Origin of the sequence: Mesorhizobium sp. J428, from assembly GCF_024699925.1 — a bacterium.
Taxonomy (GTDB): domain Bacteria; phylum Pseudomonadota; class Alphaproteobacteria; order Rhizobiales; family Rhizobiaceae; genus Mesorhizobium_A.
This window is the reverse complement of record NZ_JAJOMX010000001.1, coordinates 1236642-1256528: the sequence shown is the minus strand read 5'-3', so window position 1 is coordinate 1256528 and position 19887 is coordinate 1236642. Positions and strand designations below refer to the sequence as shown.

The following is a 19887-nucleotide window of genomic DNA, read 5'->3' as shown; positions in this document are numbered from 1 at the left end:
TCTGCGCGCGCTTCCGGACAGCGTCGACATGCGGTAGCGTCCGGGCATCCGGTCGTCCAAGGTGGCCCCTTTGGATTTCACGCGTTGAAATACAATGGAGCCTCCTCATCGAGGGGAGCGGCTTCTGGCTTATCGTCCCCCCAACCGAAATCGATATCGGTAATGGGGAGGACTTTACCAATGCGCAGACTTCTGACGCTTATTGCCCTTTCGCTTCCGCTCCTGGGCATGTCCGGCATGGCTCGCGCCGAATGGCCCAACGACAAGCCGATCACCGTCATTCATGCTTTCGCACCGGGCGGTGATGCACTTCAGCGCATGGTGGCTGATGCGATGCAGAAGACACTCGGTCAAACCGTGGTCTTCGAAAACCGCCCGGGCGCCGGTGGCGCAACCGGAACCGCCTATGGCGCAAGACAGCCCGCCGATGGCTACACGCTGATTACGGCCTATCCCGGACCGGCCGCAAACTACACCAACACGTACAAATCCCTTCCCTACAAGCCGCTGGAAGACTTCGAGCACATTGCCCAGATCAGCGTCGGCTATATGGGGTTGAGCGTTCGCAAGGACTTCCCGGCCAAGACGTTCGATGAGTTCGTCGCCTACGCCAGGGAAAACCCCGGCAAGGTTAGTTTCGGCAATGTCGGCATCGGCTCGTACGCGGACACATGATCCAGCTGGCATTGACCGAACTTGCCGGCATCAACGTCAAGATGATCCCGTACAGGGCAGCGGACCGCTCGTCGTCGACATGCTCTCGGGCAGCGTCGATGCGTCGATCGACTACATTGGCGAGACATACATCAAGCAGTTCGAGTCAGGCTCCATCCGTCCGCTTGCGGTCGTGTCCGAGAAGCGTGCTCCGGACTATCCGGATGTCCCAACGTTCAAGGAGTCGGGCATCAATTTCGCGGCGTCTCCGTGGGCAGGAATCATGGCGCCCAAGGGAACGCCGAAAGAGATCGTCGACAAGATCAACGCTGCAATCGGCGAGTTCGTCAAAAGCGACGGCATCGAGGCGAAGATGAAGCCCTTCGGGCAGAGCCCTGCCTTCACCACGCCGGCTGAGTTCCATCAGATCGTGGTGGACGAGGAAGCCAAATGGCGCGACATCATCAAGAAGCACAATATCTCCAACGAGTAAGCGAGCGCTGACGCTGGCCCTTTTCGCGCCTCGGGTTGTGCGGCAAGGGGCCACCGTTGCGATTTGTCCGCGCACCTGCCGGATCATGCTATTTCGTGGTTTGAAATCGCTCCGGGGCCCGGACCAAAAGAGGCAGGAGCGTCGCTAGGTTCTAGACTGTCCGGCACGCGGTTGGCGGCGCCGGCTTGGGAGGAAGCAGATGAGAGTCCTGAAAACCATGACGGTAGCGCTCTGTCTCGCCGCTGCCGGCGCAGTGGGCGCGCTTGCTGCCGAATGGCCCACGGCAAAGCCGATCACGCTTGTCATGCCATTCGCTGCCGGTTCCGATTTCCTCGCCCGCCTGGTCGCCGGCGACCTGGAAAAGCGGTTGGGGCAGACGATCGTATTCGAGAACCGTCCCGGTGCGGGCGGCGCGGCCGGAACGGGTTACGGCGCCCGTCAGGCGCCCGACGGCTACACGCTCATCATGGCCTATCCCGGCCCGGCGGCGAATTTCACCAACACGATGAAGGACCTGCCCTACAAGCCGCTCGAGGACTTCGAGCATATCGCGCAGATCTCGGTCGGCGACATCATCCTGGCGGCTCGCAAGGATTTTCCGGCCAACACGCTCCCGGAACTGATCGAATACATGAAGGCCAACCCGGGCAAGGTGAGTGCGGGCAATAACGGCATCGGCTCCTATGGCCACATGATCGAACTGGCGATAGCCGAAAAGGCGGGCGTCGACATGAAGGTCGTGCCCTACAAGGGCAGCCCTGCCATCGTCACCGACATGCTGTCGGGCAGCGTCGACATCACCGTCGACTTCCTCGGCGATACGTACATGAAGCAATTGCAGGCGGGCAACATCAAGCCCATCGCCGTCGCCTCCGCGCAGCGGGCAAAAGTCCTGCCGGACGTGCCCACCTTCCGCGAGGGCGGTCTCGATCTCGTTGCCGCCCCCTGGTCGGGCATCATGGCGCCCAAGGGCACGCCGCGCGAGATCGTGGACAAGGTGAACGCGGCCATCGGCGAGTATCTCAAGGAACCCGAGGCGATAGCCAAGTTCGGCGCGATCGGCCAGCAGACGGCCTACACGACACCCGAAGGCTTCCATGACGTCGTGGTGAAGGAAGAGGCGCTCTGGCGCGACATCATCAAGAAATACGGCATTTCGAACCAGTAGACCTTTAATACGGGACGGCAGAGGTTCGGCCTATGACACTCCCGACGCAGGATGACTTCAGGGACACGGCGGCAAGATTGCTGCGCGGGGCCTGGGATCTGAACTGCCGTTGTGATCCTTCACCAGGCTATGGGCAGGATCACATCGAGGTCTCGGCGGAGGCATCTTCGTTGGGCCTCGCCGGACTTGTCTTTCGTGATGATGCCTATTGCACGACGCCGATCGCATCGCTCCTGATGGAGACGAGCTTTCGTGATGGCGGGATCGCGCTCTCCGGCAGCGTGACGCTCAACAATATCTCCGGCGGGCTCAATTTCTACGCTGCCGAACACGCCCTGATGCTTGGCGGCAGGATCGTATCGATGCCGACCGTCTCGTCGCAGAACCATCTGCGCATGACGCGATGGCCGCGCCGGCAGGCCTCGCGCGGCCCGAAGCCTCGCGCGATAACGGTCCTTGACGACCGCGGCCGCGTTCGGGACGACGCTCTCGAAGTTCTCGACATCATCGCCGATCGAGATGGCGTTCTGGATGCCGGCGCGCTTCATGTCAGCGAAATCCTGCCGCTGTTCTGCGCGGCGCGGCGCGCGGGTGTTTCGCGTCTGCTGGTCAGCGATCCTTTCCGGCGTAACGCGCTGGGTCTCGACGATCTTGGCGAAATCCTGGAAGCCGGCGCGTTCGTCGAGTTCCTTCCGCAACAGGACTCGGTAGAAGCGGCCGGCATTGGGTTCGCTCGGCGACTTGCGCCGGACAGGCTGATCCTTGGCCTCGACGTCGGGCCTTCCCCCAGATCGCTTTCGCTGACGGGGCGCTATCGGCAGGCGGTAGGGTTCTGGCTGTCGCTTGGGTTCGATGAGGCAGAAATCCAGCGCTGCATGAAGGAAAACGTCGAGCAGCTGCTATGCCTCGAACAGGCCGCAGGCCGGCAGATGGAGCTGGCGTCGTGAGCGTATCGCCCGCACCAGGCGAGCTTGAGCAGAAAGGCCGCGTCCTCGAACTCGTCCTCGACTATTGGCGCGACGTCGACACCAACTGGGGCTCCGGCGCGCATTTGCTGTTCACGCAGGATGGCGTGTTCGAGTCCGAACGGATGAGGCTTGCGGGCCGCGCCGAGATCAAGGCGTTCTATGACTGGCGCCGCGGCCGCGGCGAACGCGTCGCCCGGCACCTCGTCGCCAATCCGCGCGTCCACATGACGGGTGCCGACCGCGCGACGATCGACTACATCATGACGATCTACGCGATGGATGGCGTTCCGGTCCTGCCGGTATCCGCGCCAAATCTCATCTGTGACGTCACGGAGACGATGGTCTGGGAAGACCAGCGCTGGTGGATCGCGCACAAGCACTTCAACACCCTGTTCAAGGGCGAGGTCGCGGCGACGGTCATGCCGCCCGAAATACTCGCCGTCGTCAGGACAGGCGATACCAACGCAGGCTGAGCCTGCGGTTAAGAGCAACAAGGGGAGGGAACATGTCTGATAGACCCGGCTCCGGCACGGGCGTGCCGCAGAACATCATCTTCGCGGGGATTTTCGTCGCGATCGGCGCAGCGATGGGAATCCATGCCGCGCTCAACATGAACCTCGGCACCCTGGACGACATGGGACCGGGCTTCTTCCCGCTCCTGCTGTCGATCGTGCTGGCCATCCTGTCGATCGGCGTGGCCTTCAGCACTCCGTCCCCCGACCGGCAACCGCTTCGCCTGGCGCGGCCGCGCGCGATCATTCTCATCCTGCTGTCGCCGGTCATCTTCGCCGCGACGATCCGAACGCTCGGCCTGGTTCCAGCCCTTCTGATCACGATCTTCGCCGTGTCGTTCGCGAGCCGCCTTGCGACGTTTCGGCAGTCGGCGATCCTTTCGATCGGGTTCACGGTCTTCTGCGTCCTGATCTTCGGTTATCTCCTCAACATGCCGATCCCCTTCTGGGGCACGCTGTTCACAGGCTGAGGGCAGACAGATGGATATTTTCGCGCACCTTGCGATCGGCTTCCAGACGGTGCTTGAGCCGCAGAACCTGCTGTTCTGCTTCATCGGCTGTTTTCTCGGGACCGCCATCGGCGTGCTGCCCGGGATCGGCCCGATGGGCACGATCGCCATCCTTCTGCCGGTGACGTTCGGCTTTTCCCCTGAATCCGCCCTGATCATGCTCGCCGGTATCTACTACGGCGCGCAGTATGGCGGCTCCACGACCGCGATCCTGATCAATCTGCCGGGTGAGGCCAGCTCGGCCGTGACCGCGATCGATGGCTTCCGCATGGCGCAGCAGGGACGTGCCGGCGTTGCGCTCGCCGCCGCCGCGATCGGTTCCTTCGTCGCTGGCTCGTTCGCCACCCTCGTCATCGCTCTCTTCGCCCTGCCTTTGACCGCCATGGCGCTCAAGTTCGGGCCGGCCGACTATTTCTCGCTGATGGTGCTGGGTCTCATCGCATCCATTGCGCTGGCCCATGGATCGATCCTCAAAGGACTTGTGATGATCGTCTTTGGGCTGCTGCTCGGGACGGTCGGCACCGATGTCTATACCGGCAGCATGCGTTTCACGCTTGGTACGCTCGACCTCGCGGATGGGATCCCGATCGTCGCCTTTGGCGCAGGCATCTATGCCGTCGCCGAGATTCTCCGCGGCCTGGAGGACGAGCACGAGAATCCGCCGCCGCGGGCAAAGGTCACTAGCCTGATGCCGACGAAGGAGGACTTCAAGGAGGGGACCGGGCCGGTCGTTCGCGGTACCCCTGCTCGGATCGGTCCTCGGTGTCCTGCCCGGCGGCGGGGCCATGCTGTCGTCCTTCGCTTCCTACACGATCGAGAAAAAGCTCTCCAAGACGCCCGAGAAGTTCGGACACGGGGCTTTGCCAGGCGTCGCCGGTCCGGAGGCTGCCAACAATGCGGGCGCGCAGACGTCCTTCATCCCGATGCTGACGCTCGGGATTCCGTCCAACCCGATCATGGCGCTGATGATCGGAGCACTCATCCTGCAGGGTGTCGCGCCGGGTCCGAACCTGGCCGCCGAGCAACCGGCCCTTTTCTGGGGGGTGATCGCGTCGATGTGGGTCGGCAACCTCATGCTCGTCGTGCTCAACCTGCCGCTCGTCGGACTGTGGGTCAAGCTGCTATCGATCCGCAACCACTTCCTCTTTCCGGCGATCCTCGGCTTTTCCGCGATCGGGGTCTACAGCATCGGCAACAACAGCTTCGACCTGCTGGCGATGGCGTTCTTCGGCTTCGTCGGCTACGGGCTGAGCAAGCTCGACTGCGAGCCTGCCCCGCTTCTGCTCGGCTTTGTTCTCGGTCCGATGCTGGAGGAATATCTGCGGCGCGCGATGCTGTTGTCCGGCGGCGATCCGATGGTGTTCGTCGAGCGTCCGATCAGCCTCGGCCTCCTCGTCACCTCGCTGGTGGTTCTGCTCATCGTCTTCATGCCCCAGATCCGGCGGCGACGCGACGAGGTCTTCGTCGAGGAAGACTGACCGAGCGCCATAGATCGCGGCCCGTATCGAAGCGCCTGGCGGACTATCTGCCGGGCGTTTCAGCATATCGGGGCGTTATGGTGAAGCTCCAAAACAGCATTGTTCTTTCATGGTGGGGCTTCCTAGCATCCGTCTGACGTTGCCAGCGTGGGAGGGGGTCTCCGCAGGGAGACATGCGCGGCCGCGCTGAAACAACGCTTCAGGGGAGGAGGCGCAGTGGAGACGGCAAGCCAGAACCATGCCTTGCAGGTAAATGGCCTTACCAAGCGGTTCGGTCACTTCCTGGCCGTCAACAATGTCAGCCTCGCCGTTCGAGAGCACCACATCCACGGCATTATCGGGCCGAATGGCGCGGGCAAGACGACGGTCTTCAACCTGCTGACGAAGTTCCTGTCGCCCACCGCTGGCACCATCGCCTACAGGGGAGAGGACATCACCGCGCTCGGCCCGGTCGCCATCGCGCGCAAGGGTATCGTCCGCTCGTTCCAGATCTCGGCTGTCTTTCCCAATCTGACCGTCCTTCAGAACATCGAGGTGGCCCTGCAGCGACAGGCGGGGCTGGCCAGCCAGTTCTGGCGCTCGCGCGATGTCCTCAAGCAGTTGAGAGAGCAGGCCTTCTCGCTTCTGCGCATCGTCAAGCTCGAGCGCTATTCGGACGTGGAGGCCCGGCTGTTGCCCTACGGGCGCAAGCGAACGCTCGAGATCGCAACGACGCTCGCGCTCGAACCGAAGGTTTTGCTGCTCGACGAGCCGATGGCCGGCATGGGCCGGGAGGACATCGCGGCCGTCAGCAAGCTCATCCGCTCGCTCTCGGACCGCCATTCCATCGTCATGATCGAGCACAACCTGTCGGTCGTCTCGACCATCTGCGACGACATCTCCGTGCTGGCGCGAGGGGAGGTCATCGCCCAGGGCTCATATGCCGAGGTCAGCACCAACCCGATGGTTCGCGAAGCGTATATCGGAGGCGCCGATGCCTGACGTGCTTGCGCTCGAGGTTCAGGACCTACATGCCTGGTATGGCGAAAGCCATGTCTTGCACGGCCTTTCGCTGACGGTCGGCAAAGGCGAGACCGTTGCCTTGCTCGGACGCAACGGCGTTGGCAAGACCACCCTGCTGCGTTCGATCACCGGCATCCTTCCGACACGCGAGGGCGTGATCCGTATATGGGGGCAGGACGCGATCGGCATTCGCGTTCATAACATTGCCCGCCTGGGCCTCGGCTACGTGCCGGAAGAGCGCGGCATCTACCACTCTCTCACAGTCTACGAGAATCTCGTCCTTCCGCCCGTGCTCTCGTCGGGCGGCATGAGCATCAAAGAGCTTTTCGAGCTGTTCCCCAATCTCAGGGAGCGTCGATCCAGCCTCGGCGGCCAGCTCTCGGGCGGCGAGCAGCAGATGCTGGCAATCGCACGGATCCTGCACGCCGGCGCCCGGCTGATGCTGCTCGACGAGCCGACCGAGGGTCTCGCCCCGGTCATCGTGCAGAAGATCGGCGAGGTGGTCCGGCTGCTCAAGCAGAAGGGCATCTCGATCCTCATCGCCGAGCAGAACCTGCACTTCGCCTCCCGTATCGCCGACAGGTTCTACCTCGTCGATGGCGGCAAGGTGACGGCCGAACTTGCTGCGGCGGAGATCGGCAGTTCCCAAGAACTCCTCGAAGAAACGCTGGGGGTCTGAATGTTCGACATTCCCCTGTCGGGACTGATGGCCCAAATCTTTCTCGGACTCGTGAACGGCTCGATCTATGCGCTGCTCAGCGTTGGCCTGACAGTGATCTTCGGCCTCCTGCGCATCGTCAACTTCGTCCATGGCGCGCAGTACATGGTCGGCGCGTTCCTCTCCTACCTGCTGCTTGTCTATTTCGGCATCGGCTTCTGGCCGTCGCTGCTCATCTCCCCGATCGTGGTCGGGCTCGTTTCGGCCGCGGTCGAGCGAACGATGATCTCGCGGCTGTACAACGTCGATCACATGTACGGACTGCTCTTCACGCTCGGCCTGACATTGGTTCTGGAAGGGATGTTTCGGTACTGGTTCGGATCGGCCGGCCGCGCCTATACCGTGCCGGAAGCCCTGTCCGGGGCCGTGAACCTCGGCTTCATGTATTTCCCGCGCTACCGGCTGTTCGTCGTCCTCGCCTCCGTCGTCCTGTGCATCGGCACCTGGCTGCTGATCGAGAAGACGCGCGCCGGCTCGTATCTGCGCGCCGCCAACGAGAACCCGAGCCTGCTGCGCTCGTTCGGCGTCGATGTCCCGCTGCTGCTCACCGCCACTTACGGGTTCGGCGCCGCGCTCGCCGCGGTCGCCGGAACGCTGGCCGCGCCGATCTACCAGGTCGGCCCCTTCATGGGTTCGCACATCATGGTTGTCGTCTTCGCGATCGTCGTCATCGGCGGCATGGGCTCCGTGAAGGGCACCATCGCCGCATCATATCTCCTCGGCATCGCCGAAACGCTGACCAAGATCGCGTTCCCGCAGGCCGCCGGCATGGCCGTCTTCGTCATCATGGCAGCAGTGCTCGTCTTTCGGCCCGAGGGCCTCTTCGGCAGACAGGAGTAGCCGCCATGGCCGAGACACTCGAACGATCCATGCTGGCAGCATCTTGGGGCGGCAGGCGGATGCGTCTGCAGGCATTTGCGGCAATCGCGCTCATAGGAGCCGCGCTTGTCGCGCCGCTCCTGCTCTATCCGTTCCTGCTCATGAAGCTGATGTGCATGGCGCTGATGGCTGCATCCTTCAACCTTCTGTTCGGCTATGGCGGCATGCTGTCTTTCGGCCATGCGGCGTTCATCAGCACGGCCGGCTACATCACCGGCTACCTGGCGAAGTCCCTTGAGCTGCCGCCGCTTGTGTCCGTCGCGGTTGGTGTCGTTGCGGCCGCAGCGGTCGGACTGGTCTTCGGGCTGATCGCGATACGTCGCCGCGGCATCCAGTTCGCGATGATCACGCTGGCGCTGTCGCAGCTCGTCTATTTCATCTTCCTGCAGGCGCCCTTCACCCATGGCGAGGACGGGTTGCAGGATGTGCCGCGCGGTACGCTGCTTGGCGTTGTCGACCTCCAGAGCGGCGTGGCGATGTACTACTTCATCCTGGCGCTCACGATCGGGGCGATGCTCGTCATCTACCGGTTGGTGAACTCGCCTTTCGGCCAGATCGTGCTGGCGATCCGGGACAACGAAGCGCGGGCGACGTCGCTTGGCTATGACATCTACCGCTACAAGCTGGTGATACTGGTGATTGCAGCAGCGATCGCGGGCCTCGGCGGCTCGCTGAAGGCACTTCTGTTCCAGATCGCCACGCTCAACGACGCGACCTATCTCGCATCGACGGAAGTCGTGATCACCGCAGTGGTCGGCGGCATCGGCACCATGACCGGACCTGTCGTCGGTGCGGCGGCGATCGTTGCGCTGGAGTGGTTCTTCGCCGAAAGCGAATTTCCCGTGATGGTCATCAACGGCCTGGTCTTCATGGCCTGCGTCCTTCTGTTCCGGCAGGGAATTGTCGGCACGATCGGCGCATTCTTCGAGCAGCGCCGCAGGACTGCCTCCAAGGATGCGGCCGATGCGTGAGAAATCTCTCCACGCGTCCATCCGGAATGTCGCGGTGGTTACCGGCGCGGCCAACGGGATCGGATGGGCCTGCGCGCAGGCCTTTGCCGCAGCCGGCTATGCCGTTGGTCTGCTTGACGTCGACGCCGCCGCGGTCGCCGGCCGCGCGGTAGAGCTTGGCGCCGAACATGTGGGCCTCGGATGCGACGTCACGGATGCCGCGCAGGTCGACGCGGCTTTCGAACTGATCGCGGGCCGCTTCGGTCGGCTCGACGCGCTCGTCAACAATGCCGGGATCATAGGCTCGCAGGAGCCCTCCATCCGTCAGGACATGGACTATTTCGACCGCATCACGAAGGTCATCGTCAACGGCACCTTTCTGTGTTCCCGCGCTGCCTATCGCAGGATGTCCGCGCAAGGACACGGCTCGATCGTCAATGTCGGTTCGATCTCGGGCCTCGTCGGTCTGCCGCGCCGGAACGCATACGGCGCCGCCAAGGCGGGCGTGCATTCGCTCACGCGCGCGCTTGCCAGCGAATGGGCAGGCGAGGGCATTCGCGTCAACGCGGTCGCACCCGGCTACATCGCCACCGCGATGGTCAAGGGCCTGATCGAACGCGGCGTCGCCGACGCGGCGCGCCTGGAGCGCCGCATTCCGATGGGTCGGCTCGGCACGCCGGAAGACGTTGCGGACGCCATCCTGTTTCTTGCCTCCGACAAGGCCCGCTACATCACCGGCGCGATCCTTTCCGTGGATGGAGGATGGGCCGCGTTTGGCGATGCGGGGCACGCGTTCGAGGCCAACGCCCACTGATCGCCTGGCCGGGAGGCGGCGCTGCGGCTGTAACCAGTTCAGTTCAACGGGAGGAAAAAATGTTCAGGACGTTTCTGCTTGCATCTCTTGTCGCTGTCGCAATGCCGGCGATGGCGGACGAAAATACGGTAAGGATCGGAGTGCTGACCGACATGAGCGGTCCCTTCGCCGACATCGACGGACCAGGCGGCGTCGAGGCCGTGCGGATGTCGGTGGAGGACTATGGCGGGAAGGCAAAGGGCAAGCCGATCGAGGTGATCTTTGCCGACCACCAGAACAAGCCCGACATCGCGCTCAGCATCCTGCGGCAGTGGTACGACGAGCGCGGCGTCGACATGGCGATGGAGTTCACGACGTCGACCGTCGGACTGGCCGCGCAGGAGTTGACGCGCACGGCCAACAAGGTCGGCATCCCGATCGGCCCTGCCACGTCCGATCTCTATGGCTCGAAGTGTTCGCCGAACACGGTCGTTTGGGGCATGGACAATTTCGCCTTCGGAAACGCGGCGCCGAAGGTCGTGGTGGAGCGCGGCGGAAACAAGTGGTTCCTGCTTGTCACCGACTATACGTTTGGACACCAGCTGCAGGCGCTGCTGACCGACCTCGTCACGGGCGAGGGCGGCAGCGTCGTGGGGGCGGTTCGCCATCCTCTGGGCAGTCCGGATTTCTCCAGCTACCTGCTTCAGGCGCAGTCGCTCGGCGCGAACGTGATCGCGTTCGTCAATTCCGGCAACGACATGTCTACCTCCATCAAGCAGGCGCGCGAGTTTGGGCTGAACGAGACGATGCAGTTCGTTGCGCCCGCCTTCCAGATTCCGAATGCCTTGGCGCTCGGGCTGGAGATCGGACAGGGCGTGATCGCCGCCAACAGCGTCTACTGGGACCAGTCGGAGGTGACGCGCGCTTTCACCAAGCGGTTCAAGGAAAAGATGAAGAAGGTGCCGTCCGAGAACCAGTTCATGATGTATGCCGCTGTCCAGCACTATCTCAAGGCGGTCGACCAGATGGACACGCACACAGACGGCAAGGCTGTGGTCGCGCAGATGAAGACAATGCCGGTCTCGGTGCTCGACTTCAGCGGACGCATCCGCAAGGACGGCCGGGTCATCTACGACCTCAACATCGCCTCGGTGAAGAAGCCGTCGGAGTCCAGCGATCAATTCGACGTCTACAATCTAACGGGCAAGGTGCCCGGCGAGCAGGCCTTCGTCGCGGAGGACAAGACCGGTTGCAATATGTGACGGGGCGCGGGCGACGGTTGAACCCGCCGCCCGTCCCTTGCCACGTTTCGCTCCTATCGGCCGCGGCCGCGCGGCCTACCCGGCGGCAAGCCAGCGGTTCTCCCCCTCGTGGAAGGCATCGAGTTCATCAGGGCGGTCGTCGCCGAGCAGGTTCGGGTTCACGTTGACACCGCGCGTCTGCTGGAAATAGGCAAGGAACTTGTATGAGGGACGCAGCGTCGCCAGATGCGCAAGATCCACCGGTAGGGGATCGGCCGGGTTAACCGGCTTCATGACATCCTTTTCGAAGAGGACTTCGAACGTCGCGATCTTCCACCGCCCTTCCTCGCGTACCGCCCGGGAAAAGAAGCGACAGAAGACGAAGAAATCGACCTCGATCCCGTCGATCGTTGCGCGGCTGAAGATCATCGCCGGGCTCTCGACCGTGGCGCGATCGCGGTTCACCTGTGCGAAGGCAGGGAACACCCAGTGCTTGCCGCCGCCGGTCCTGCCCATAAGCTTGCGCGTGGCTTCCACGTAGGCGTCCCCGCCATGCCCGTCATGCCCAGCTCGTGCGCACGTAGGCGTCCTTGTGAAAGCACTCGCTCATCACGTCGAACCGGCGCTGGTCGCGCGCGAAACGCTCGCGTCTTACAAGGTCGAACAGATCCTCCCGGTCCATGAAGGCCTGCATCCGATCCTGGGCGGTTGGTTGCACGTCCCGCTCCTCCATGTCGTTGGGTAGTTCGTCCTGCGTGAGGCTGCTTCCCTGTTGTGCCGAATGCGAGGCTTCCCGCGCGCCCGGCGACTGCTCAGCCGAGATGTTCCTTCAGCACGGCGGCCGCTGACGAGCGAATGAAGGCATGATCGCTGGAGAAAGGGAGCGCGGTTGCGCCGAGGCTGATGGCAAAGTCGAAATCAGCCTTTCCGCTGGGCAGCATCATCAGCGGCACGCCAGCGTCCTGTGCAGCGGCGGCGACATCGCGCGCAATGGCGGCCACTTTCGGTCTCGCTTCCGGATCGTCGCCAAACGATGCGGTCAGGTCCCCCCGGCCGACGAAGAGAGCGTCGATCCCCTCGACGCGCGCTATGTCGCCGGCTTTCGCGACGGCGTCCTGGTCTTCGATCATCGCGATCACCGCGACATGGCTATCCTGCGCCCGCATGTGATCCGTCATGCCGAGGATGCCCCACTGGCCGGCGCGTGTCAGGCCAGCGAAGCCGCGGCTGCCGCCCCGGTAGCGCGCGCTGCGGGCGATGGCCTGCGCCTTCTCGACCGAGGCGACATGCGGAACCATGATGCCCACAGCGCCCGAATCCAGGACCGACAGCACGTTGGCCTCGGTGAATTCCGGAATGCGCACGATCGGGGCGATGTTCACTGCACGCGCCGCAAGGATCATCAGGTCGGTCACGCCGCGATCCAGCGGCGCATGTTCCTGGTCGATGATCACGAAATCGTAGCCCATCGGCCCCAGGATTTCGATCACCTGGGTGGTGGGCAGCTTGAGGAACGTTCCGATAAGGCGCTGCCTTGCCAGCAACCGTTCGCGGAAGCTCATAAAGCTGGGGCGGCTGTCGATCATGTCCGGGTCCTCCTCTGCGGACCTCATAGCCGCGCTTCGCTGGCCGAAGCGGAAGGAAAGAAAGCAATTTCGCACACCGGAACGCGGATCGGCGGGATGGCCCACGATCCGTTACCATGGTCGCTTCGTCTGCCTCTGAAATGGACCAGGAGCGCGGCTCTGACGTTCGTCTCGGGCGCCTATGACCGGAGTGGGCCGCATCCGGACAGTCGGTTTCAGGTGGGAAGGGCGCCGTGCAGACATTCGATCAAGCGCTAGCTTCAACGGCGAGGCCCGCTGCCTTCCACTCGGGGAGGCCGTCCTGCAGCCTGCACTCGTGCAGCCCTTTGCGGCGGAGGGCGGCAACGGTTTCGAACGACATTACGCACCAAGGCCCTCGGGAATAGGCAACAACTTCCCGCCTGGGTCGAATCCTTCCGCGCTGGCCTCAAGCTGAGAAGGGAGACGTTGATGGCTCCCGGAAGATGTCCGAGCGCGTACTCGTCTGGCGGGTTGACGTCGATGACGGTGACCGCGCCGTCACTCATTCGGGCCGCCAGTTCCTCGCGCAAGATCGGTTCCATGTCGTCCCGGTGGTCGAACCAGCCGCGCACGACCCTCTCGACCTCAGCGGAGTGTCTTTGCGCAACGGATCGGATGGCGGCGAAGGCATCAAGCACGCCGTCGTCCGCGAGACGATAATTCACGAACTTCCCGTCCCACTCCGAGGTAACGAGACCGGCGCGACGCATCGGGCTACAACACCGTTCGACCCCACAGCGCGATTGGCAACAGGCCGCCGATATCACTTTTGAAAGGCTCGTCGGCGGCTCCCGTCTTGAGCCTCGTAACCCGGAAGTGCCTGCCGCGGATCCAACAACCGGGTGCAGTTCAGGAGAGCGAGGTAACCGACAATTGATCTGGCGACATCGCAATTGCAGTTGTCGTAACGTAAGGCTCGCCAGTCATGAGTGATTGAGCTATTCTCCTGTCGATCCTTGCTGTTGCAATGCCGGTGGGACCCGGCATCGGATTGGTCGTTGGAGGTCAATATGCCGCAAGCCTGGCGCATTCTTTCCAACCCCTCGTCGCGCGCCGTTCTTCGCGCGCTGCGCGTCGCGGCCGTGGTGGCCTTCGCTGCAAGCGCCGGTACGGCCAATGCGCAGGACTGGATCCTCAACGCCGCTGCGTCGAAGTTGACCTACCAGTCGGTGAAGAAGAACACGGTCGTCGAAACCAATAGCATCCGCAACATCGCCGGGACGCTCACGCAGGACGGACAGGCGAAAGTCGTTTTCGACCTCGACTCCGTCGATACGGGCATCGACCTGCGCAATGTGCGGATGCGCTTCCTGTTCTTCGAAACCTTCAAATTCCCGAAAGCGGAGGTCACGGCGAAGGTCGATCCGGCCGCCTTTGCCGAACTGCCGTCCAAGCGGCGCATGACATCCAAGCTGCCTTTCGTTCTCAATCTGCACGGCGTCGACAAGACCCTTGAAGCCAATGTCGTGGTGACGATGATTACCAACGACATGGTCTCCGTGGCTTCGGAGAGCCCCGTGGCGGTGAACGTCGCGGACTTTGGACTGCTGCCGAACATCGAGAAGCTGCAGACTGCGGCCAACGTCACCAATATCGTCCCGACGGCATCCGTCTCGTTCGACTTCGTGTTCAATGCCGAAGGCTCGGCAGCACCCTCGGCGGTGGCGGCTGCCGCACCGCCGACGGCCGATGTCGGACCGGTCGCGACCGACGCCTCGAAAGCATCGTTCAGCAAGGAAGAATGCGTGAACCGCTTCGAGGTCATTTCGCGCACCGGTGCCATCTACTTCCGCACAGCAAGCGCGCAGCTCGACACCGCGAGCAAGCCTTTGCTCGACGCGGTCGTTGATGTCGTCAGCAAATGCCCCGACCTTCAGATCGAGGTTTCGGGACACACCGACTCCGACGGCGCGGACGAATCCAATCAGCGCCTGTCCGAACGCCGCGCCAGGGCTGTCGCCGAGGCTATCGTCGCCAGCGGAATTCCGAATGCTCAGTTGACGGTGGCTGGATACGGCGAGGCCAGGCCGGTGGCGCCCAACGACACCGTGAAGAATAAGGCGCTGAACCGGCGCATAGAGTTTCAGGTCATCAAGCGGATGGGCGCGGCGGCGACCAACGGCGCAACCCAAACGGCGGAGGGAACCGACGGTGGGATGCCCGCAGGAAATTCCGAAACCTCGCCCGACGGCGCACTCGTCGAACTTGCGCGATCGATGCAGCAGGAACTAATCCGTGTCGGCTGCATGGACGGCAAGGCGGATGGCGATTGGGGCGCGAGCAGCGCAGACGGTCTGAAAGACTACGCTCAGCGAACGGGATTGAAGCTGGTTTTGGCGGAGCCCCAACCGGATTTGCTCGGCCGCCTGCGTGGCGAGGACGGCCGTGTCTGCCCATTGGCCTGCGGTCCTGGAGAAGTCGAAGAAGATGGCCAGTGCGTCGCGATCGCCTGCCCGCCCGGTCAGAAGCTCTCGAAGAAAGGCCTATGCGCCGACGTAACGGCCAGGAAGGAGATCGTGAAGATACCGCCGAAGGTCGAGAAGCCGAAACGTGTGCGCGCATCCGAGCCGGCTAAGGTCACGAGGCGGGTTGCGCCGGTTCGCGATGGTTGCCCCCCGGGAGCCAGGCGCGCCCAGAACGGCTATTGCTACTACAGCCCCTTCTGCAGTGCAGCCAACAAGGGATTGCCTGGCACAGATCAGTGCGAATAGAGTTCTCAGGTGCTGAAGGACGAAGCCAAGCCAGTGGCGCCCAACGACACCGGAAAGAACAAGGCTCTGAACCGGCGCATCGAATTCCAGGTCGTCAAGCGCATCAACTGAGGAAGGGACGCGGCCGGTGACTTGCCAGCATTTGATGACACGTCTGATCTGCTGGCTTCTCGTTTCCGTTGCGGCGTGTCTCGCGACCGCGTCGGTCGCAAGCGCCGAGCGGCGCGTTGCCCTGGTGCTGGGCAACGCCGCCTATCATCATACGCCGAGGCTGCTGAACCCGGTCCGCGACGCCGAGTCGATCGCCAACAAGCTGCGGGAACTGGACTTCGAAGTCATCGTCGGCCTCGATCTCACGACCTCCGAGACGGAGGCGAGGATAGCCCAGTTCGCAAGACAGGTTCGCGGCGCAGACATAGCTATGTTCTACTACGCCGGGCACGCCCTCCAGCTCTCCGATGCCAATTATCTGATCCCGGTGAACGCCGAACTCAAGGACGACACGTCGCTCGATTTCGAGGCGGTCCAGCTGGATTTCATCCTGCGCCAGATGTCACGCGAGACCGGCGCGCGGCTGGTTTTCCTGGATGCGAGTCTCGCCAATCCACTTGCCGACCGGCTGTCCAATGCGGGTGGGAATGCGGAGCTCGGACTTGCGGAGGTGCAGGCGCCCGCCGGTGGCCGCGGCACGCTGATCGCATCGGCCAGCGGACCTAATCAGGTCGTGGAGGAGGTCGTCGGCGATCACTCGCCGTTCTCCGGCGCGCTGCTGGCCGCAATCGGGACGGCGAACATCTCGATCGCCGATGCGGTCAGGAAAGCAGCCACCGATGTCGAGGCTGCGACCGGCGGCAAACAGAAGCCGTTGGTCGTCAGTTCGCTCGATGGCGATGTCGTGCTTCGTGCCGTCGACCTCAAGGCTCCGCTGATCCTGGGCGAAGAAGCGCCCGCGCCGCCCGGCCCAGCGCAGACCGCAGCGCCCGGGCCACCTCAGGATCAGGCGGCCATCGAGGCGCTGCGAGCCAAGATCCCCGACCTCGCCACCGACAGCGCCATCTTCTTCGATATCCCCGTACAGTTCGGCGATCCGGCCATCGACGGGAAGAGCTTCGCCATGCTCATACAGGGCAAGCCGCGCTTCAGTCCGGTCGAGGGCCTCGACAAGAAGGTCTGGGACAATCATTGCAGCGCCTGCCACCAGTGGACCAAGGAGCGGCTCTGCGAACAAGCCAAGACCTATGTCACTGCGGATACATCGGTGCTGCGGCTCGAGCATCCGCTGGGCACCCGCTTCAAGGTTGCGCTCAGCAGGTGGGCGAAGAACGACTGCCAGTAGGCGGAGTCAGATGCTGTCGTCCAGGGCCTTGACGATTTCGCCGACGGCCGTCTTGAACCTCTCGAATTCGGGCGACAGGGGTCGATCGGCGATTACGGTGGGGGGCGACTGCGGCGACGATACGGGCGTTGTAGCCTTGGCTCCCCGCATCTTCCGCTCTGCCCAGTCGATCACGTAGGCTGCATCCTTCCCCATCAGGAAACCGTTGGCGTTGATTGCCTGTGCGCCGATGACGTTGATCAGCGGCTCGGTCTTCGCCGCCGAGAGGACCAGATGCGCGCCTTCCATGCCGAGGAAATGACACAGATAGAGCCGTCCGGCAGTGATCGCATGCCCGCGCTGTTTAAGGTAGGCCTCGCCTTCCCGCGCCAAGTTCGCAACCATCTCGCGCGAGATCGTCGGATCGAACCGGAGCGCCAGCAGTTCCGTCGTGGATAGTGAGCGGGCGAGGTCGGGCCGGTAGGTGTTCATCATCCGGATCCAGGTCTTCGAGATGAACTGGCCGAGGCCGGTCGCCGAGGAGTTGGGATTCTTGGCTGTGGCGCTGCCGCCGCTTTCGACATGGATGATGCGATTGGTGAGGATCTGCACAGCTTCGGCGTCGGACGTGCTCGTCTGCGCAACGACAATGTTGGGCTGAGACCTGGCGGCGACCATCACATTGCCGAGAGGGTCGATCGCTGTGCCGTCCTGGTAGACTTCGAAGTGCAGGTGAGGGCCGGTCGACAATCCGGTCGTGCCGACGTAGCCAATCACGGTGCCGGCCTTGATGCTGGTCCCGACTTCGACGTTGTCGGCGAAGCGCTGCATATGAGCATAGCGGGTTTCACGCCCGCCGGCGTGAGAGATCTTGACCAGATTGCCGTATCCGCCGCTGTCGGCGCGATAGATGACCTGCCCGTCGAAGGCCGCGAAGATCGGTGACCCGACGGGGGCCTTCCAATCGACGCCCTTGTGCAGCCGCACCGTCTTGAGGATGGGGTGCTTGCGCGGCCCGAACGTCGATGTGAGAACTCCGTTGACCGGCGTCGCCATGCCGCTCGCGACGGCCACGGACTGGACCTGACCGGCGCCGGTTGCACAGGTGAACTCGCCGTCCGGCTGCCGATAGACGTAGCAGTCGAGGTTCCTGTTGTTGCCATGTAGCCACATAGAGCACCCGTCCGGTCATCTTGTCCTTCGAGCGCGGCTCCTGCGAATAGATCAGCACAAGCCGATCGCTCTCGTCGGCGAACAGGTTGAGGTCGTTGCCGCGCGACAAATGCATGATCGCCTCGCCGATGACGCGGGGCGGCACGTTGTTGCGCACGGCCGTCGAGTAGATGGCATCGAGCAGGCGGTACTGGCGCTTCAGCGTATCCTGGTCGGGGAGCCCGGAATAGTTGAAGAGGTCGTTGGACACCCAGGGATCGACGCCCGCCTCGAAGCCGCCTGAGTCCCCGCGCACCAGCGTTCCGACGTAAGTGTTCCTGGCGTAGACCGAGACCTGCATCAGCGAGAGGCTCGGCGCGTCTCGGCGCGGGCGGTAGCCGCGCATCGCGACCACGAAGCCCTGTTCGAGTTGTTCGCGGCCGAAGACCGACTTGAGCGCCGCCGAGGCGAGGCTGGCGTCTTCCCGGCTGAAGCGCGCATCGAGCGCAACGCTCTCGAGGGTGCGGGTGCCGAGGATGCGCACGAACGTGTCTTCCGTTGCCTCGAAGCGCTGCGCCTCCTGGACGACGGTTGCGACCGTCGTGTTGTTCTCGATCTCGGTCTTCTTGAAGGTCGGAAGGGCTTCGCCGTCGCCTTGCTGCAAGTCGTCCCAGCCTGCGTCGAGATCGGCGTCAGGCGAAGTCCCGGCATCTTCCTCCATCTCACCGGCGGGTATGGCCGGCTGGTCCTGCTGCTCCTGCACCGCGACGGTCGCGCCCGAGCGCTGCGCCTGGAAGAAGGCGAAATCCTCCTGATTGGAGGGGATCGTCGTCATGAACTGTTCGCTCGAACTCAGCATTTCGTCGGTCAGAGCTTCGAGTTTTGCGGGAACGCCGCTCTCGGCGAGGGCATCGGGCCGATCGATCACCCTGTTCCGCGCCACCGCCGTCGGGTCGTGTGACAGCGTGATCCACATCGGATCGCCAGGCAGGTCGACGATGGCCGGCACGTAGACCTGAGCATCGGACGGCAGATCCTCGATTCCCTCGGTGACCTGGAGTTCTTCGTCGAGATCGTCACGCGGCATCCAGTTGTCACGAACAAGATATGCGGTCGCCCCGGCCGCGCAGAGAACGAGGCCGGCGACACCCATATAGATCCGGCGCAGGCGCGCCTGACGCTTCCATGCGGCGAAGGACTGCTTCCTCTGCCTGAAGCCGGGGTCGATCTGGTGTTTCACGGATCGCGTCCGGTCAGGAAGAACGTCCAGCGAATCTGCTCGAGCGTGTCGACTTCGAGGAAGCGGGCGAGGATATGGCCGCGCTGCCAGCAGTCGTCGACGCCGCGGATCGTGAAGCGCCGCTTCTCGACGCACATGCCGGTCGATCCCTCAAGGATCGCGTGGCCGAAGACGTCCGTCGCGTAGACATAGACGTAGCGGTTCGACAGTTCCTCGCGGATGACGTCGACGCACTGATTGGCGCCGACCGTCCACCAGCCGTCGGTCTGGAACGTGCCGCCGACATCCTGGCCCACGGAGAGGTTCACCACGTCCAGGGTCTGGTTACAGACGGTGAATTCCGCGCGCGCGCTGCCCGTCATTAATGCCGGGATCGCGGAGCCAACGAGTATGAGGAAAGCCCTCATCCAGAACCGCATGGGCCGGCGGAGGACCGTCTCGGTCGGACTGCGCATCCTGCCTGTTGACAACGGAAGCCACGGGAGGTCACGGCTCGA

General features: G+C 63.4%; 21 protein-coding genes and 1 pseudogene. 15 read left to right on the top strand and 7 right to left on the bottom strand.

Going from position 1 to position 19887, the window contains the following annotated elements; genetic code table 11:
* Window positions 1-180 precede the first annotated feature (180 nt).
* The 13 genes and pseudogenes from LRS09_RS06250 (at window position 181) to LRS09_RS06190 (ending at window position 11386) form a co-directional block, all read left to right on the top strand.
* The gene (locus LRS09_RS06250) at window positions 181-675 is read left to right on the top strand and encodes a tripartite tricarboxylate transporter substrate binding protein (protein ID WP_257804940.1); all 495 of its coding nucleotides are present in this window, start codon (window positions 181-183) and stop codon (window positions 673-675) included.
* Between the two features lie 79 nt (window positions 676-754).
* Complete coding sequence (locus tag LRS09_RS06245) at window positions 755-1147, top strand: tripartite tricarboxylate transporter substrate binding protein (RefSeq protein WP_257804939.1); 393 nt, start codon at window positions 755-757, stop codon at window positions 1145-1147.
* Between the two features lie 199 nt (window positions 1148-1346).
* A complete protein-coding gene (locus LRS09_RS06240) occupies window positions 1347-2315 on the top strand; it encodes a tripartite tricarboxylate transporter substrate binding protein (RefSeq protein WP_257804938.1) in 969 nt (322 codons plus the stop codon).
* A 32-nt stretch (window positions 2316-2347) separates the two neighbouring features.
* The gene (locus LRS09_RS06235) at window positions 2348-3262 is read left to right on the top strand and encodes a DUF6282 family protein (protein WP_257804937.1); all 915 of its coding nucleotides are present in this window, start codon (window positions 2348-2350) and stop codon (window positions 3260-3262) included.
* Complete coding sequence (locus tag LRS09_RS06230; protein WP_257804936.1) at window positions 3259-3756, top strand: nuclear transport factor 2 family protein; 498 nt, start codon at window positions 3259-3261, stop codon at window positions 3754-3756. Before LRS09_RS06235 ends, LRS09_RS06230 begins: the two co-directional genes overlap by 4 nt.
* Before the next feature lie 32 nt (window positions 3757-3788).
* Window positions 3789-4265 (top strand): tripartite tricarboxylate transporter TctB family protein, encoded by a 477-nt coding sequence (locus LRS09_RS06225; RefSeq protein ID WP_257804935.1) that lies wholly within the window; start codon window positions 3789-3791, stop codon window positions 4263-4265.
* Between the two features lie 10 nt (window positions 4266-4275).
* Window positions 4276-5782: pseudogene (locus LRS09_RS06220) on the top strand (tripartite tricarboxylate transporter permease).
* A gap of 216 nt (window positions 5783-5998) precedes the next feature.
* Complete coding sequence (locus LRS09_RS06215; protein WP_257804934.1) at window positions 5999-6763, top strand: ABC transporter ATP-binding protein; 765 nt, start codon at window positions 5999-6001, stop codon at window positions 6761-6763.
* Window positions 6756-7463, top strand: a complete 708-nt coding sequence (locus LRS09_RS06210; protein WP_257804933.1) for an ABC transporter ATP-binding protein — start codon at window positions 6756-6758, stop codon at window positions 7461-7463. Before LRS09_RS06215 ends, LRS09_RS06210 begins: the two co-directional genes overlap by 8 nt.
* Window positions 7464-8342 (top strand): branched-chain amino acid ABC transporter permease, encoded by an 879-nt coding sequence (locus tag LRS09_RS06205; protein ID WP_257804932.1) that lies wholly within the window; start codon window positions 7464-7466, stop codon window positions 8340-8342.
* Between the two features lie 5 nt (window positions 8343-8347).
* Entirely contained in the window at window positions 8348-9352 is a 1005-nt protein-coding gene (locus LRS09_RS06200) for a branched-chain amino acid ABC transporter permease (protein ID WP_257804931.1), read from the top strand.
* Window positions 9345-10145, top strand: coding sequence for an SDR family NAD(P)-dependent oxidoreductase (locus tag LRS09_RS06195; RefSeq protein ID WP_257804930.1), 801 nt, complete (start codon window positions 9345-9347; stop codon window positions 10143-10145). The genes LRS09_RS06200 and LRS09_RS06195 overlap by 8 nt, the downstream gene beginning before the upstream one ends.
* Window positions 10146-10204: 59 nt before the next feature.
* A complete protein-coding gene (locus LRS09_RS06190) occupies window positions 10205-11386 on the top strand; it encodes an ABC transporter substrate-binding protein (protein ID WP_257804929.1) in 1182 nt (393 codons plus the stop codon).
* A 75-nt stretch (window positions 11387-11461) separates the two neighbouring features.
* Here the strand turns inward: LRS09_RS06190 and LRS09_RS06185 are convergent, their stop codons facing one another.
* From LRS09_RS06185 to LRS09_RS06170, 4 genes are all read right to left on the bottom strand, one after another.
* Window positions 11462-11902 (bottom strand): nuclear transport factor 2 family protein, encoded by a 441-nt coding sequence (locus LRS09_RS06185; protein ID WP_257804928.1) that lies wholly within the window; start codon window positions 11900-11902, stop codon window positions 11462-11464.
* Window positions 11903-11924: 22 nt separating this feature from the next.
* The gene (locus tag LRS09_RS06180; RefSeq protein ID WP_257804927.1) at window positions 11925-12083 is read right to left on the bottom strand and encodes a hypothetical protein; all 159 of its coding nucleotides are present in this window, start codon (window positions 12081-12083) and stop codon (window positions 11925-11927) included.
* 94 nt (window positions 12084-12177) lie between these two features.
* On the bottom strand, window positions 12178-12951 hold the full coding sequence (locus LRS09_RS06175) for an HpcH/HpaI aldolase/citrate lyase family protein (RefSeq protein ID WP_257804926.1): 774 nt from the start codon (window positions 12949-12951) through the stop codon (window positions 12178-12180).
* Between the two features lie 260 nt (window positions 12952-13211).
* On the bottom strand, window positions 13212-13478 hold the full coding sequence (locus LRS09_RS06170; protein ID WP_257810137.1) for a rhodanese-like domain-containing protein: 267 nt from the start codon (window positions 13476-13478) through the stop codon (window positions 13212-13214).
* A 423-nt stretch (window positions 13479-13901) separates the two neighbouring features.
* Between LRS09_RS06170 and LRS09_RS06165 the strand changes: the two genes are divergently transcribed.
* Both LRS09_RS06165 and LRS09_RS06160 read left to right on the top strand, forming a co-directional pair.
* The gene (locus LRS09_RS06165) at window positions 13902-15683 is read left to right on the top strand and encodes an OmpA family protein (protein WP_257804925.1); all 1782 of its coding nucleotides are present in this window, start codon (window positions 13902-13904) and stop codon (window positions 15681-15683) included.
* A gap of 145 nt (window positions 15684-15828) precedes the next feature.
* Window positions 15829-17019, top strand: a complete 1191-nt coding sequence (locus LRS09_RS06160; RefSeq protein ID WP_257804924.1) for a caspase domain-containing protein — start codon at window positions 15829-15831, stop codon at window positions 17017-17019.
* Window positions 17020-17025: 6 nt separating this feature from the next.
* Here the strand turns inward: LRS09_RS06160 and LRS09_RS29990 are convergent, their stop codons facing one another.
* From LRS09_RS29990 to LRS09_RS06150, 3 genes are read right to left on the bottom strand one after another with little or no spacing between them, the layout of a single operon-like run.
* A complete protein-coding gene (locus LRS09_RS29990) occupies window positions 17026-17937 on the bottom strand; it encodes a M23 family metallopeptidase (protein ID WP_308240348.1) in 912 nt (303 codons plus the stop codon).
* Window positions 17846-19390, bottom strand: a complete 1545-nt coding sequence (locus LRS09_RS06155) for a hypothetical protein (RefSeq protein ID WP_308240286.1) — start codon at window positions 19388-19390, stop codon at window positions 17846-17848. Before LRS09_RS06155 ends, LRS09_RS29990 begins: the two co-directional genes overlap by 92 nt.
* The gene (locus tag LRS09_RS06150) at window positions 19387-19752 is read right to left on the bottom strand and encodes a DUF1036 domain-containing protein (protein ID WP_257804923.1); all 366 of its coding nucleotides are present in this window, start codon (window positions 19750-19752) and stop codon (window positions 19387-19389) included. The genes LRS09_RS06155 and LRS09_RS06150 overlap by 4 nt, the downstream gene beginning before the upstream one ends.
* Between the last annotated feature and the right edge of the window lie 135 nt (window positions 19753-19887).